Origin of the sequence: Pseudomonas sp. RIT-PI-S (assembly GCF_025642975.1) — a bacterium.
Classification (GTDB): Bacteria; Pseudomonadota; Gammaproteobacteria; order Pseudomonadales; family Pseudomonadaceae; genus Aquipseudomonas.
In genome coordinates, this window is the sequence record NZ_JANZKJ010000006.1 from 122698 (window position 1) to 137359 (window position 14662).

Below are 14662 nucleotides of genomic sequence, written 5' to 3' on the forward strand. Positions count from 1 at the left end.
CTTGTTTTTCCAACAATGGAGGCCGTTCACGGCCCCCCCATACCCCCCCAGCCAAGGCCAGGGGGAAGTGCGATACGAGCCAGACGCCTTAACCGGCCCGCATCGCGCATTTACAGCCGTTGCAACCGGGCTGTTCAGGCCCCGTCGTCGTCCTTGTCATCCTTCTCCGCTTTGTTGCCCTTCTCGCCCTTTTCATGTTGGGGGTCGAAGGTACGGGTCAGGTCGCCGCCGAGGCGGAAGGTCTTGAAGGGTTCCATCTGGCGCTTACGCGCGATGGTGTCCGGGGTGCAGTCGTAGAGCGTGCAGTAGGGTTCAAGCCAGGCGTATTTGCTGTCGACCTTGAGGTCGGTCATGTCCTGGGTTTCACCGTTCTTCTGCTGGAACTCTTCCGGTTGTTTCGAACCTTCCAGCACTCGGTCGCCAAGGCGCTTGAGCGCGCCGTTGCCTTCCGGCCGCAGGTCCACGCCATTGGCCTGGGCGAAGCTGGCAATCATCGCCAGCGGCGGCAGCGCATAGTTGTGGTAGGCCAGCGCACGTTGCTTACGCTTGAGCTCGTTAGGCAAGAAGCCTTGGCCATCAACCTGGCTGGCCGCGACCTTGAACTCCTTCACCGACCAGTCGAACAGGTCGCGCCTATCGGTGACGATGGCGGTAGACATCACCGACCAGGCCGCCCAGTAGGAGTGGTTGTTGATCTGCTCCAGCGGCAAGTTGCTCCAGTCGCTGACCACTTGATCGGCCAGGCGGCCGAACCAGGCTTCGATCTTCTGCGCCTGCGCCTCACGCCCTTGCAGCGGGTGAGACTGGGAGAACTTGAGCCGCAGGTAGGAGGAAGACATGCTACCCAGCGCCCATTTGCGCATGGACTTGCCCGTGTGGTTGAAGTCCGTGGACATCAACGCATTGGCGTCGGCCCAGGTGCTGAGCCAGTTCAGGGTGCAGTCCAGTTCGGCGGGCTTGCCGTCGCGCATGAACTGCATCACTTGCTTGCTGATGCCGCGCTCCAAGGTCGTGATGTCCTTGGTGGAATCGCGGAAAGCCTGCTCCGACACCTCGTTCAACGTGGCACGAGCCTTGTCCGAGCCTTCGTACTTGCTGCGGAACTGCAGCGAACCGGTGAAGGGTTTCGGCACGGCCGGGCACTCGAAGTCCCCGCCCTTCCCTGGCTTCTCGATGGCCTCGTAATATCCTTGAGGCGGAACCAGCCCCGCGGCATGAGCCGCGGAGCCGAACATGGCGAGGCCCAGCAAGGCCGGCGCCAGCAAACGGCGGGCGGCCCGGGAATCAAGACGAGAAGTCAACATATGCATTCAGCCCTCAGAGCCCGGCTTGTTCGTTGCGCTTGGCAACACCGGGGAACACGTTGCGTTTGCAAATCTTCGCTTCGACTTTCTGCGGCCCGGCCTTTGGATCTTCCGGCCCGTGAACTTCCACGGCCAGCAGGTTCATGTGCGGCCAGTCCGCGTCATCGCGCAGTTCGAAGGCGAAGCGCCCATCAGTATCGGAAGTCGTCGGTTTTTCGATCTTGATATCTTCGTGGCGGCCGTTCATGTACCAAAGGGTCGCTTTGAAGTCCTTGACCGAAGGATCGGCGAACTTGATGTCAACCTGGTGATTCCAGTTCTCCAGTTCCTTGATGCCGTTCTGGCCATTGACCAGCAGCTCGGTGACCTGGTTAGGCTTGACCACGCCACTGCCGGTGAGTTCGGCGGCCTTGCCTTCGCAACCATTGCCCATCAGCGCCATCATCTGGCGATAGATGGTTTCCTGGTCGAGCGGGTACAGCGGCGAGAACTCCCACACGAGGATCTTCGGCGGCTTTTTCTGGAATTCTTCGCTGCCCAGGTACTGCAGCATCGAGCCTTCGAAACCACCACCAGGGAAGGCAACGTTAAGCACATCCACGTTGGTGTACTGCTGCAGGAAGCCGGCGAAGTTGTAGTTCTTGCCGCTGTGGCTGGTACCGACCAAGGTCATGTCCGGGCTTGCGGTGTCCCCGAACAGGTCGCCGTCAGACGCCTCGCCCTTGGGCTCGGTGCTGAAAGTGTCCATGTACTGGATCGCATAGCTGCTGCCGCACAGCTGGCCAGCCATGTTCTGCAGGGTGCCGGTTTTACCCATGCGCCCAGAGAGCTTGGTTTCGAACTCTTTCTTGGCGATGCTGGAATAACCCGGCACCTGCTTGATGGTCTCGGCGACGATCTTCGCGGTGCGCTCTGCCCCGTACGGCGTCCAGTGCTGGTCGCCACGGAAGTAGAAGTCATGCGCCTGTTGCTCATTGGTCAATGGAGACAGGTCAGGCACGTGGTAACCCATGGCCTGGAAGCGACCCAGCATGTCCTTGTAGTTTTTCAGCGCCGTGTCGTAGTTAAAGCGTTCACGGTCGGCCGGCAACATGTGCGCGCGATCTACCAGCCCACGGGTGGGCTGATACACGATGACCACTTCCACACCACGGCTCTTGAAGGCGTCGTGCAGTTCCTTCATGCGCCGGTAGCCTTCGGGCGAAGTCTTGAACTCGGTACGCAGGTCTTCCACGGTACGGAAGAGCCAGTCGCCCTCCCCCTTGATCAGGGTGGTGAAGTTCTTCTGGTAGCGGGTGACGTAGTTCTTCGCGTCCGCGGCGGCCGGGCACAGCTGGCAGCAGGGTTGTGCGGTGAAGCTAGGCGGCTGCACTTCGGCGGCCTGCGCGCTGCCCGACGCATAAAGGGCGGCGGCCAGGCCCGACAGGCTGAGCAGCTTGATCAAATGTGAATGCATGGAAATGTTCCTTAATCCTGCGCCATGTCTGTCTGTTTTTCGACGGGGTCGATCAGCACTGCTTTCTGCTGGCGAACCAGCAAGTCCATGATCTCCTCCTGGTGGTCACCCAGGATCCCGTTGAAGCTGATGCCGCCTTGCTTGGCCGGTGCCAGCATCTTCACGTTGTAGAGCTCGATACTCAGCGGGGAGTCGATCGCCAGCGGGTTGGTACCGTTGCCCGACAGCTCGCCGCCTACCACGATCATCGACACTTCGGCGTCGAAGGGGTCCATGGCGATGTCGCGGTCGGTGTCGCTCAGGTCCTTGATGTGGCCGTAGACGCCGGTCAGGCCATTGGCCATGGCCATGTTTTCGTACAAGCGGATGTTGGTGCTGTTACGCACCCGGATCCCGTGGCGCTGGTTCGCGATCAGCTTGTTGCCCCACAGCAGGTTGTCGCCGCTCTCATAGAGGGTGATGCCGTCGGTGTGGTTCTGGTAGATCTCGTTGTAAGCCACCAGGTTGCCCACGCTGTTACGGTCCAGGACCACGCCCGAGAGGTGGTTGTCGTAGCTGCGGTTGTTGATGATGAAGCTGTCGTTCACTTCCCGCGACACGATGATCCCGTGCTTCTTCTTGGTCCCGTACACCGTGTTGTCGGCGATGATCAGGCCATGAGAGCGGTCATGCGGGTCGATGCCGTAGATGATGTTGTCGTGGTAGGTGTTGCTCTTGACCACGAAGTCCCGGGTTTCATAGCAGTAGTACCCGTACCACATGTCCGAGAAGGTGGAGCCGATGATCCAGCCGGTAGGCTCGGTACGGCCCATCTGCACTTTCATGCTCGGGGTGTACTGGGAAATACTCACACCGTAGGACTTACTCTCGTTGTAACCGAAGCTTTTGATCTCGGTGTTCACAAGGTAGGTCTCGGTGCCGCCCCAGCTCACCAGGAACGGGCGGAACTCGTTCTTGTCCTTGAACCACGCCTGGTCGTTGTTCGCCTCGCTCCACCCGGTGATCTTGGTGTCGAAGGAGAAGAACTTGCCGTCATTGACGATGAACGAGCCACCGTCCTGGGACAGGCGCAGCTCTTTCACGCGACCGTCGATTTCCAGCACACCCTTGTGCGCGACCACGATCGGCACCCGCGCCAGCCACACGCCTGGCGAGGTTTCACGCAGGTACTGCTTCGGCACGGTCTTGGCCAGGTCAACGAAATTGATGTAGCCGTCGTCGACGAAGATCGCCTGCGGGATGCCCCGCTGCTTGCCGACCCAGGCCATCATCTTGTTGTCGCCACCAATGAATGCCTTGAGCGGCAGCTCTTGCATCATGCGGCGCATGTTGATCTTGCCCTTCTTGCTACGGTCGACCTTGGCATGCGCGGCCGCGGCGGTATAGCCGCTGAGGTCGGGCAGCTTGGGCGGTGCCAGGTTGAGCGGCTCGGTCGGCGCACTGGCAACGCTATAGGTCTTGGCGGCTTGCAGTTCCTTGGTGGTACCAGGCTTGACCACGGCCTGGGTCGCAGGCGCGGGGTTGGCCAGGGCGGTGCCGCCGGCGACCAGCAGGGCACCGGCCAGCACAGCGACTGGCCAGGCGTGCTTGCGCACCTTGCTATATGAATGCTTCATCTCATTGCACTCCCTTGGCGGAACCCATCAGAAACGCCAGATAACGTCGACGATGGCCCGGTGCATATAGTTGTCCACGCCGCCGGCATAGGCATCGCCGGGCTTGAACACACCGGCACGCAGGCGCACCAGCGCAGAAGGTTCGTCGAACGATTGGCTCACGCTTGCGGGCAATAGGCCTTGCTTGAAGTACTTGGTCACTACCAGGTCGACTTCCTGGCCCAGGTCCTTCTCGCCGTCGTTGAGTGGCAGGGTCGACAGGGAAATATCCCCACTGTTGGCATCGACCGACTCGTAGGCGGCGTTGATGTTGCTGCCACCGATCGGCGAGTTGCCGTCTACCCGCCAGAAGCGGTGGTAGATCAGGCTGGCGTCGTAGTCTTCCTGCATTTCCCACGAACCGAATACCGAGGCGGTCTGCACGTTGGCCAGTTCAGCCTGGAAGGCCTCGCCGAAACGGCTGATGCGCGAGCGGGTGCCGGTCCAGTTGGAGCGGTTGCTCTGCAAGCCGTTCTGCTCGTAATCCTTGCTCGCACGGGCGTAGGCACCGCCTACTTGCCACTGCGGGTCCAGGCGCCAGCGCACGCCCAGGTCGGTAGCCCAGCCGCTGACATGCTCGCCATAGGTATCGCCGGCGGTAACGATGCCGTTGTTGTCGGCACGGTTGAAGGTGTCGCGGTTCCCGGTCAGCCAGGTCAGGCTGCCCCAGTAGTTGAACTGGTTGGTGTTGCGATGGTTGTAAGCATCGCTAGTCGCTTCCAAGCCCAGCCAGGTGAGGTTGCCGTTACTGGTCTTGTCCAGGTCGTCGATTTCTTCCCCGGCGTTGGCCAGGTTGCCGTCGTCGTGCACGTGGTGCGCGCGCAGGCCGATCCATTGGCTCGGTGCCCACTGGTAGGCGACATCGCCCCAGACGTGCATGCGGTCCTTATCGGTAGGCGACAAACGCGAGAAGTCCGTGCGGTAGTCGCTGAAGCGCTCGCCCACGCCCACGTCCGCGCGCAGCAGCGTGGTGTCCAGGGCCCAGGTCAGCGATTCGATGTAATTGTCATGCCACTGACCGTCGTCCTGACGCAGGCGCTGGCGGCCGAACTTCAGCTGTTCGCCTGGATAAGGCGTGAACAAGCGGTTGTAGCCTACCCAGAATTCGCGCAGGGCCAGGTAGCTGTCCTCGGCCTCACGGTCCTTGCTGTAGTAACGGCTGCTACCGTTGCTGGTACCGGTTTCGTCCGGTTGCACCAGCGGGTCGGTCTGGATGGTGTCCGTGGCGGCCACTGCCTGGCCCATGAAGTAGGCGCTCCAGTTGCCCCACTCGCCATACGCCCATGGCCGCAGATCCAGGCCCAGGCCGTTGACGTCACCACCGGAACGGGTGCCCAAGTCACGGTCGTTCTCGGACTGGCCAGTGATTTTCACTTCCAGGCCGAAGTTATCGGTCGCGGTCAACGCAGCCAGGGTCGGGCAGGACCACAGTGTCGCAAAGCCCAGACCGATGCCGGCCAGCGTCCATTTATTCAGGGTCATAGATCTTCACCTTCACCAACTGCTGTTTGTTGCGGGGCGTCCGCTTCCGGGGCCACGTCGTCGCCTTGCGGCGTGATCGCGGAGATACCCGGCGCAGGCGATACGCCGCGAGAGGCGACTTCCTGCTGAAGCAGTTGCTGTGCCTGGGGCTTGAGCTGCGGTGGCAGTTGTTCTTCGACGGTTTTCGCCAGGTCCAGGACCTCCTGGCGCGGCTGCGGAGTGGTCAGCGCCTGGGTTTTGGCCAGTTGGCTGAACACGTAGGCGTTCACCGGGTTAGGCACGGTGCCACGGCCGTTGAAATACAACTGGGCCAGGGCGAAGTCTGCGCTGTTCTGGCCACGGCGTGCCGCGGTCAGAAGGTTGTCCACGGCCTTCTGCGGATCGACCATGCCCATGTAGCCGCGGCGGTAGATCTGCCCGAGGTAGTAGTAGGCGCTGACTTGGTCTGGAAGGGCCTTTTTCAGGTGCTCTTCGGACTTGAACGCGTTCGGCAGCACTACCTTGCCTTCGTAGTAAATCTTGCCCAGCAACAGCTCGGCGCGGCTCGGGTCAGCGTCGTGGCCCTTGTCGATGTAGCCCAGCAACTGGTCGGTGTCGCCCAGGTCGGGGTAGTCGTATTGCAGTTGCGCCAGGCTGATGTACGCGCCCGGGTAGGTCGCGGTCGCGCTTTCCAGCAGGCCCTGTGCGACTTTCGGGTCCGGCGTGCCCAATGCGGGGTTGGCGATGACTCGCGCGGTGGCGTCCACCCGTGCCGGTTGAACGCGGCCGGCGGCGAAGTTGTCTTGCAGGCGCTTGACCAGCGCCGCTTGATCCTCGGCGCGGTTCTGCTTCTGGTAGACGGTGGCCAGCTCGACATAGCACAGGTCGCTGGTGTCCAGCGCAGCCTTGCAGATCTTTTCCACTTCGCCCAGGTTCTGGTCGTAGGTGTTCTGCACGCGGTACAGCATGATCTGCGCAAGGCCCGCTTCCGGATAACCGGCGGCGCGCCATTCGCTGATCTTCTGCTGCGCGTTGACGTGCGGGAAGCTCTGCGGGTACTGGATGTACAACAGGGCCAGCGACATCAACACGCCGCCTTCCCCACTGGCGAAGGACTGCTTGAGCAGGCCCTCGGCCTCGTGGCGTTCAGCCTCGGTGCTGTTCGGCTTAGTAGCCAGCAGCTTGCCCAGGCGCGCCGCGGCACGCGGCGACGTGGCCGCGGCGGCCCGGTAGGTCGCTTCGGCCTTGGCCAACTGCGCCGGATCACCGCTTTCAACCCAGATGTCGGCCAGGCCGACCTGGGCATCGGCATAGCCCAGGTCTGCCAGCTGCTGGTAGTTTTGCTGCGCCAGGGCCACGTTGCCGTTTTTCAGGGCTTCGTTTGCCAGGCGCTGGTCTGGCAGGCCGGCACAGCCGGCCAGGCCCAGCGCCAGGGCCACGGCGAGGCCTAATACGGCAGGCCGGTGCAAATGTCGTAAGGTGTCAGCCACACTCATTCTCCTGCCACTCACTCAGAAGCCGTGGGCCATGGCTTTGTCGATCAGCCAGTCCAGCGAAGGGCCACGGGTGCTGGAGACATCTACCGGGCGGCCGGCGTATTTAATGTCCAGCGGCTGGTCAGGCTTGATGGTCACGCGCATGTCGGTGGACAGGTCGTCGCTTTTCAGGTTGGTGGCGGCAACCACTTGGCCCGAACGCACTTGGTCGTCGCCGGCTACGCGGAAGTCAACCTTGGTGCCTGGACGTACGTCGTCGATCTGGCGGTAGGTGTAACGTGCTTCCACGTTGGCGGTGCTGTTACGCGGTACCAGGTTGAAGATCACGTCGCCCTTGCTGGCGTATTGGCCGTTGGCAACCAGTTGCTGTGCCACGATGCAGTCGCACGGCGAGGTCAGGGTGCCGGTCATTTGCTTGCCGAACAGTTCGGTGACCTTCTGCGGGGTCAGGTCCTGTTCTTCCAGGTGGCCTTTGAGCACGTCCAGCATGCTGGTGCTGAAGCTGGCCAGTGGCGAGCCTTTAGGGGCGATGCCATTGGCGCCGACCAGGCTGGACACAGTACCGTCACGCGGCATGGTGATGTTCATCCCTGGCGCGCTGACCAGGCCGGATTCGGCGTGGGTAACGAAGTACAGGTTGTACACCGACTTGAAGATGTAACCGAACGCCACCAGGCCGATGATGAAGATGCCCAGGCTGAAGGTCACTGCACGCAAACGACCGAAGAAGCTCATGTCGTTGCTGGCGGCTTTGCGCTTGCGGGCCTTGGTGAAGTTGTCGCGCTGCAGGGTGCCGAGCACGTCGCCCATGGTGACCAACTCACCGGACAGGTGAGAGGTGATCAGGTGGCGCAGGGTCGCGATGTCGGCCTGTTCCAGGTTCTGGAACTGGGCGCCTACGCGGCCGTTGCCTTCAACCGAACGGGCCTGGAACTCTACATCCATGCCAAGGCCCAGGTTGTCGATCACGAACATCAGGCGGCCACGGTAGATCTCGCCTTCGACCACCGGTTTTTTCGGCAGGAAGGAGAAACCGCCCGCCGACAGTTCGTCGACCTTGGCTTCCTGGGTTTCACGGTTCGGGCCGATGAAACGGATTTTTGCTGGGAGGCGGACCCGGGCATGCTGGCGCTGGGCTTCGGACTCATGGACCACATTGGGGTTTACGGCTGTATTCATGGCAATTTTTCCTACTTAATCCATTGAGGCCCGGTCAGACGACTGCGAACAGGAAAGCAACGAAGATGCTGCCTGCCGCGAACGTCATGGTCCGAGACGACCAGGTGTTGAACCACTGTTGAAAGCTGGCCAGATCGCGTTTCGTGGAAGTCGGCTGGCGTGTCCAGGACTGCCGGTCGAGGCGGAAGAACACGTAGATCTTCATCAGCGCCCCCACGATCTGGTTGTAATACAAGATGACCGGATAGGCCGGCCCCACCGGGTGCCCGCTGAACGACAGCAGGATGGTGAGGATCAGGCGAGTGATACCGATCCACAGCAAATAAGCGAACAGGAAGGTAACGCTGTACTTGAGCGTCGCGATCAACGCCGCGGTCAGCCCGAGCAGGGACGTCCACATGGACACGCGCTGGTCGAACAGCACCACCATGGTGAACAGGCCAAGCCGGCGGATACCAAGGCCCAATGCCCGGGAATTCTGCCGCAGGTTGTTGCCGTACCAGCGATACATCAGCTTGCGGCTGGCCTTGACGAAACTCTTCTCCGGCGGGTGCTCGACCGTGTTGATCGCCGCGTCCGGCACGTAGAAGGTGTCGTAGCCCAGGCGCATCAGGCTGAACCAGCTCGACTTGTCGTCACCGGTCAGGAAGCGGAACGTGCCCAGGCGCCAGTGCTTGAGCGAGTCGCTTTCTACGTCTGCGATGAACATTGGGTCGGTGACCACCGAGGCGCGGAAGACAGACATCCGGCCAGTCATGGTCAGCACGCGCTTGGACAGCGCCATGGAGCACATGTTGATGTGGCGCTGGGCGAAGCGCAGCTTGTGCCACTCGCTCATGATGTAGCCGCCGCGCACTTCGCAGAACTCGTTGGTGGTCAGGCCACCCACGTTCGGCCACAGGGCGAACCAAGGCACCGTCTTGCGCACCACGCCTTCGTTAAGCACGGTGTCGCCGTCGATGACCGCTACCACGGCATGTTCGTCGGGCAAGTGGCGAGAAATGGCGCGGAAGCCATAGGCCAGGCCGTCTCGCTTGCCGGTACCCGCGATGCGCACGAAGTCCAGGCTTACCCGCTCAGGCGGATTGGCCTTGGCCCACAGCGACTTCATCAGCAGCTCGTCAGACATCTCGACGAGCGAGCAGACGATGGTCGTGGGATAACCCGACTCGATCGCCTCGCGAATCACCGAGTTGTACACCGCCGCCGTGGTGCTGGCGTCGATGCGGAAACTGGTGACCATCAGGAACACGTGGGACGGGTCTGCATCCGTGCCCAGCTTGCGCACCTTACGCCGCAGCATCGGATAGACCACGTACAAAAACAGCATGCCGCGCACGAAGTGCATGGCACCCATCGAGTAGCGCCAGATACCCACGGCGCCAATCAGAAATATGAAATCCTTGGAGCCTGAATCAAACAGCGATGGGGGCAGCGCAAGCGCCAGACCCATCAGCAGCCCCACGTAAAACAGCCATCCAGCAGCCTGGAGCAGGCCGTGCTTTAGCCTCGACATATCCGCATCCGTCTCTTCATCGACCGCCCGGATCGGCGTTCGAAAGTGTTAAGGCAGGCGTAAAGAACCGCGGAGGGCACAGGGCCCACCGCGGTTACGGCTGTTACCAGCAGATACCTTCGTAGCTAGCGTTCGAGTCGGTCGCTTCTTTCTTCAGGAAGCCAACCAGGTCGAATACTTGCTTGCCAGCAGGCGGGTTTTGCAGCAGCTCGCCGAAGGCTTTGTCACCGTTACCCAGGATCAGCACTTCTGCGTCGTTCACCACGGCATTGAAGTCAGACTTGAGCAGCGAGGAAACGTGAGGGATCTTGGACTCGATGTATTCCTTGTTGGCACCCAGGATGCGGGCGTGCTCAACGTTCTTGTCGAAGATGCTCAGCTCGAAGCCTTTACCGATCAAGCGTTCGGCCAGCTCTACCAGCGGGCTTTCACGCAGGTCGTCGGTGCCGGCCTTGAAGCTCAGGCCCAGCAGGGCAACCTTGCGCTTGCCGTAGCCGCTGATCACTTCATAGGCGTTCTGCACTTGCTGCTCGTTGCTGGTCATCAGGGAGTTGAGCAGCGGAGTGTTCACGTCCAGGGCACCCGCGCGATAGGTCAGGGCGCGAACGTCTTTCGGCAGGCAGGAACCGCCGAAGGCGAAGCCTGGGCGCATGTAGTAGGCAGACAGGTTCAACACCTTGTCCTTGCAGACCACTTCCATCACTTCGCGGCCGTCGACACCAACAGCCTTGGCGATGTTGCCGATTTCGTTGGCGAAGGTCACCTTGGCGGCGTGCCACACGTTGCAGGTGTACTTGATCATCTCGGCCACTTCGACCGGCTTGCGGATGATCTCGGCGTCCAGCTCGCTGTAGAGCGCTTCGAGCACATCGCCAGACTCTTTATCGAACTCGCCGATAACAGTCATGGGTGGGTGATCGTAGTCTTTGATAGCGGTACTTTCGCGGAGGAACTCAGGGTTCACCGCAACACCGAAGTCAGTACCCGCTTTCTTGCCGGAGTATTTCTCCAGGGTCGGGATAACCACGTTCTTCACGGTGCCTGGCAGCACGGTGCTACGAACGACCACGGTGTGGCGCTCGGTTTTTTCCTTGAGAACTTCACCGATGCTTTTGCATACGGCTTCGATGTAGTTCAGTTCCAGGTCGCCATTCTTCTTGCTTGGCGTAGGTACGCACAGCATCGAGACGGTGGTGTCCCGCACGGCTTCGGCAAAATCAGTAGTGCCGCGCAGCTTGCCCTGGCTCACAGCCTTGGCCAACAGCTCTTCGAGGCCGGGTTCGACGATAGGCGACTTGCCGTCGTTGATCAGGTCGATCTTCACCTGCGAAACGTCAACGCCAACTACATCGTGACCACGAGCAGTCAAGCAACCCGCACATACCGCGCCAACATAGCCCAAACCAAAGATGCTGATACGCATCGCTTCACCTCATGTGTTTATCACGCCGGCCCACTCAGGAACCAGACTAGGGGTTAATTAACCAGCAGTATTCGGGCACTCGGATGCGTGACAACTAATGTGTCATTCCGACTGTCGCACAACCAAATGCAGGCATATAAGTCCGAGTGCCCCAGAATGTGCACTCAACTAGGGCATTTATTGAACCCATCTTTCGAGTTCGCCCTGGAATGTAGCCAGCCTTTATGACAAAACGGCTCACTTACTTTCGCTACTTGCCTTCGCGGGGATATTGTTATGCCTTGCGAATCAAGCATTAAGCCGTATGAATGAGCCTGCCAAGCAAACTCGGAACTGGCCTTGCGTTGAGGGTAGTTATGGTGCGTTCTCTCCTGAGATTAACTTTCGGGCTGCCTGGCAGTCCCTTCGAGTCACACGCCTGAATCACTACATCCAGACGCTTCGATCTCCTGCTTTGTACGTCATCTCTCACACGGAGAAGAATCGGTACGCGTCGTATGAGCTACAGATACCCCGGGAAGTTCCTGAGCGCTAGGACCGCTCATACAATTTCCAACAAGATTTTTCCTACAAAACATGATGGCACAAGGCCATACATTGGCATTAAAATCCTTTAATTTCATTTACTTAGAACGTCTAACCCCCAAAAAGCCAGCACCTAAAATTTTTTTGGCTTTTTTGGGGTTTTTTTGAGGTAGGGGACAGGAGCATGCATTTGACTTGGATCAAATGCTGATTTGTTGGCGCCGGTGTTTCGTCAACTTGCACCTTGCACGAACGTTAAACACAGGAAATGGCCAAAATCACCGGCTCGCCAGGCTATGTGATTAACATCACAGTTTATGCATCGCGTAGAAAAACCAGTTTATTGGCACTCGAACGGGCGGGCGCGTAGCGGTACCCGGCCTCTTCGAACCCCAGCAGGCCCTCGGGCTGCTCCACCCGGTTTCGGATCACGTAGCGCGCCATCAGACCGCGGGCCTTTTTGGCATGAAAGCTGATGATCTTGTACTCACCGTTCTTCAGGTCGCGGAATTCACAATCGATCACCCGGGCCTTGAGCGCTGAAGGCTTTACCGCCGAGAAGTATTCCTTCGACGCCAGGTTCACCAGCACGTCGTCGCCCTGCTCGGCCAATGCCGCGTTGAGCCACTGGCTGATCCGCTCGCCCCAGAAGGCATAGAGGTCCTTGCCCCGGCCGTTGGCCAGGGTGGTGCCCATTTCCAGCCGGTACGGTTGCATCAGGTCCAATGGGCGCAGCAGGCCATAAAGGCCCGACAGCATGCGCAGGTGTTGCTGGGCGTAGTCGAAATCCGCTTCGGAAAAGTCCTCGGCATGCAGCCCGGTATAAACATCGCCCTTAAAAGCCAGGATGGCCGGGCGGGCGTTTTCGGGGGTGAAGTTCGCCGACCAGCTGCCGAAGCGCGCGGCGTTGAGGCCGGCGAGTTTGTCCGAGATGCCCATCAGCTCGCTCAGTTGAGCCGGAGACAGCTCACGCAAGCCTGCGATCAGCTCGCGGGAATGCTCGATGAATGCAGGCTGGGTGTAACGGGTGGTCGCCAAGGGGGTCTCGTAATCGAGGGTCTTGGCCGGCGAAATCACCAACAGCATAAGGGTGCTCCTTGAAAAAGACGCGAGCTTGGCCTGTTACGGGTTTGGCTTCAACACCGCTGTCGCTATCTCCTCGATTGGCGCTGCCCCCGCGCGACAGCCGCCAGGCGGCTGGCTATGATGCCCGGATACCGCCATGGAGGACCTTTCGTTGCGCTTGCCCTCATTGATGCTCGCCACTGCCTTATCGCTCGGGCACCTCGCAGCGCATGCCGCGCCCGCTGAGGTCGCAACCCTGGACCGCACGCAGTGGCCGGAGGCGTTAAGCACCCCTGCCCTCTTCGACGTGGCCTCCCGTGCCCAAATACTGAGCTTCTCGCGCGAGCTGCTCAGCAGCGAGGCGCTGGACGAATCGACCCTCGCCGATCGGCTGGGGCTGCGGCAGATCAACATGGCGGCGATCAACGCCCTGCGAGAACGGCTATGGCAGCGCCTGTGGACGAATTTCGACCACGCCCAGCAAAGCTGTGTCGAGGACGCTTCGTTCTGTTACGCGGTAGACAACCTCGAGGACCTCAAGGCCCAGGCCGGGCAGTTCACGGTCGAGGCCGACTCCTTCTATGCGCGCTGGGCCGAACCCGGCCGCGCCTTCAGCCGTGCCTATCTGGACGAGCAACTGCACATGGCAGCGCTGTTGCCGGACATCAGCAGCGAAGTGGTGACGTTCTCCAAGGTCGAGCACAACGGCGACGAACTCAACGACCGGGTGTTCCTGCTCACCTTCGACAGCGGGCCCAGCGCGGCGGCCGGCAACACCGATTGGATGACCGACTTCCTGCGGCGGCAGAAGATGAACGCGACCTTTTTCGTGCTGGGCAACAGCGTGCAGCTACGCCGGCAGAGCGCACCGGCCGAGGACCTGGATGAGCTCTACCGCGACCAATGCGTGGGCGTGCAAGGTTGGCAGTACCGCTCGCACAGCCAATGGCTGGACTGGCAAGACTCGATCCTGCGCAGCGTGGCATTGGTGCAAAGCCAACTGCCAAACACCTATGTGCCGCAATTCCGCCCGCCGTATGGCCAGCGCCGGCAAGACAGCGGCGAGTTCTTCGAAAGCCAGCAACTGGACGTGGTGCTGTGGGACATCGACGCCCAGGACAGCAATACCCAACTGAGCGCTGAGAGCAGCAGCGACCGGGTGCTGACCCTGATGCTGCTATGGCGGCGGGGGATCATCGTGTTCCATGACGCTCAGCTCAAGGCCCGCACTGCCGTGCCTGCCCTGCTGACGGCTACCGCGCAAAGCGGCATTGCCTGGGAGGATTGTCGCGACTTCCCGTAGCGGCAGGCGCCGGGGGCGGCTGCCTGGTGAAGCCTGCGATCCGCGCCCAATAAGGCGCAAGCTGACTTCCGACTGTAACGAGGCGCGGCGGCCCCGCCAAGCGCTATTCGTCACACAAAAAAATAAACCTGAAACACCCTTCAAAGTGCTTTGTTCGGTCACAGCTTTGCGGTACTAAGAAACTAGACCGCCGAACCCTGCCGACACAGGTGGCGTCCACGCCGGCACCGCTTTTGTCGCCAGGTCTCCCATTGGAGTGACGGCGGCCGTTCGAGGCGC

General features: G+C 60.7%; 10 protein-coding genes. 1 reads left to right on the forward strand and 9 read right to left on the reverse strand.

Features of this window, described 5'->3' with window-relative positions; translation table 11 throughout:
* Nucleotides 1-134 precede the first annotated feature (134 nt).
* The 9 genes from OGL93_RS10845 to yaaA form a co-directional block, all read right to left on the reverse strand.
* Nucleotides 135-1304 carry a mannuronate-specific alginate lyase gene (locus tag OGL93_RS10845; protein WP_263262772.1) on the reverse strand — a complete coding sequence of 390 codons (1170 nt, stop codon included), beginning with the start codon at nt 1302-1304 and terminating at the stop codon, nt 135-137.
* Nucleotides 1305-1317: 13 nt separating this feature from the next.
* Nucleotides 1318-2760 carry an alginate O-acetyltransferase gene (locus tag OGL93_RS10850; RefSeq protein WP_263262643.1) on the reverse strand — a complete coding sequence of 481 codons (1443 nt, stop codon included), beginning with the start codon at nt 2758-2760 and terminating at the stop codon, nt 1318-1320.
* Nucleotides 2761-2771: 11 nt separating this feature from the next.
* On the reverse strand, nt 2772-4376 hold the full coding sequence (gene algG, locus OGL93_RS10855; protein ID WP_263262644.1) for a mannuronan 5-epimerase AlgG: 1605 nt from the start codon (nt 4374-4376) through the stop codon (nt 2772-2774).
* A 27-nt stretch (nt 4377-4403) separates the two neighbouring features.
* Nucleotides 4404-5897, reverse strand: a complete 1494-nt coding sequence (locus OGL93_RS10860; RefSeq protein WP_263262645.1) for an alginate export family protein — start codon at nt 5895-5897, stop codon at nt 4404-4406.
* A complete protein-coding gene (locus OGL93_RS10865; protein WP_263262646.1) occupies nt 5894-7372 on the reverse strand; it encodes an alginate biosynthesis protein AlgK in 1479 nt (492 codons plus the stop codon). The genes OGL93_RS10860 and OGL93_RS10865 overlap by 4 nt, the downstream gene beginning before the upstream one ends.
* Nucleotides 7373-7387: 15 nt before the next feature.
* Complete coding sequence (locus OGL93_RS10870; RefSeq protein WP_263262647.1) at nt 7388-8551, reverse strand: alginate biosynthesis protein Alg44; 1164 nt, start codon at nt 8549-8551, stop codon at nt 7388-7390.
* 34 nt (nt 8552-8585) lie between these two features.
* Complete coding sequence (alg8, locus tag OGL93_RS10875; protein WP_263262648.1) at nt 8586-10067, reverse strand: mannuronan synthase; 1482 nt, start codon at nt 10065-10067, stop codon at nt 8586-8588.
* A gap of 103 nt (nt 10068-10170) precedes the next feature.
* Complete coding sequence (locus tag OGL93_RS10880; protein WP_263262649.1) at nt 10171-11490, reverse strand: nucleotide sugar dehydrogenase; 1320 nt, start codon at nt 11488-11490, stop codon at nt 10171-10173.
* A gap of 840 nt (nt 11491-12330) precedes the next feature.
* Nucleotides 12331-13101: a peroxide stress protein YaaA gene (gene yaaA / locus OGL93_RS10885; RefSeq protein WP_263262650.1), complete on the reverse strand. Its 771-nt coding sequence runs from the start codon at nt 13099-13101 to the stop codon at nt 12331-12333.
* A gap of 169 nt (nt 13102-13270) precedes the next feature.
* Here yaaA and OGL93_RS10890 point away from each other — a divergent pair, with 169 nt between their 5' ends.
* Complete coding sequence (locus OGL93_RS10890) at nt 13271-14383, forward strand: polysaccharide deacetylase family protein (RefSeq protein ID WP_263262773.1); 1113 nt, start codon at nt 13271-13273, stop codon at nt 14381-14383.
* Nucleotides 14384-14662: the final 279 nt, after the last annotated feature.